Source organism: Halovenus amylolytica (assembly GCA_004015825.1).
GTDB lineage: Archaea > Halobacteriota > Halobacteria > Halobacteriales > Haloarculaceae > Halovenus > Halovenus amylolytica.
In genome coordinates, this window is the sequence record SAYS01000059.1 from 1 (window position 1) to 948 (window position 948).

Below are 948 nucleotides of genomic sequence, written 5' to 3' on the forward strand. Positions count from 1 at the left end.
ACGCTCATCTGTAGAAGTCGGTACTCAGGATTTTCTCGAACCAGCGTTCGGTGTTGAGTGTGAGGCTGAGGAAGTTCAGATAGCCCTGTAAGTGGTGTTTTGAGACGCCCCGGAACCTTCGCAACCAGTTGCGAAGGAAACTGTGTCGATTCTCACAGCTGTTCGTGTGAGCATCTCCGACCACGTAGTGGTCGTCGTGATTGATGGCGAGATGGCCATCAATCTCGTCGTATTCGTCGATTCCATCGTAGATGGTGTACTGATCTGTACAGAGGATCGCCGGATCGTCTTCATCGCCGTATTCGACGATGTCCTCGTCTACGTCTTCGAGATTCTCGCGAACGAGGAACCGAACTCGTCCGTCGGAGCGACGGACGAGTGTCACGACTGGCGGTTTGTCTGACTCGAACGTTCCGCGTCCCTTTTTTTGAGTCCGCGCGAGCGCGGACTCGCTTGCTTGGTGCCTTTCTCACCCGCAACGACGTAGACTTCGTCAGCTTCACAGACACCGTAGAGGTCAAATTCGGGATCTTCCTCCAGGGCGTCTTGGACTTCATGCACGAAGTCCAAGACTGTCTTGTACGTCCGATCAAGTTCTTGAAAGATATCGTTGGTTGTGTGCCCTTCCATTTTGCTGATGATGTGATACATTTCAGGGATGGAAAGCTGATGTTCCGCAAAGATAGTCTCAGTGAGATCGTTAAAAATACTATTACAGTTCTTACATTGGTAGCGTTGCGCACCCTTTCTGGTCGTTCCCTTCTTGATCGTGTCCGCACTCTCGCAGTGCGGACACGTCACCCCGTTCGGCCACCGGTGATCACGCAGGTACTCCAAACAGTCCTCTTTGTCAGGCAGAAACACATTGCTGACGCTCTCTCTGCTGACCATGCTGTAGCAGACTACGAACTCCAGTCATGAGAAAGTATCCACCAATACAGATGAGCG

The 948-nt window shown here is 51.9% G+C and carries 1 protein-coding gene; it reads right to left on the minus strand.

What is annotated here, in order from left to right; genetic code table 11:
• Window positions 1–4: 4 nt before the first annotated feature.
• Window positions 5–891 (minus strand): IS1595 family transposase gene (locus tag EOW68_RS18280; RefSeq protein WP_128226583.1). Its coding sequence is split into 2 segments (ribosomal slippage): window positions 5–429 and window positions 429–891, totalling 888 coding nucleotides; the frame shifts between segments, so codons are not numbered across the junction.
• Window positions 892–948 lie beyond the last annotated feature (57 nt).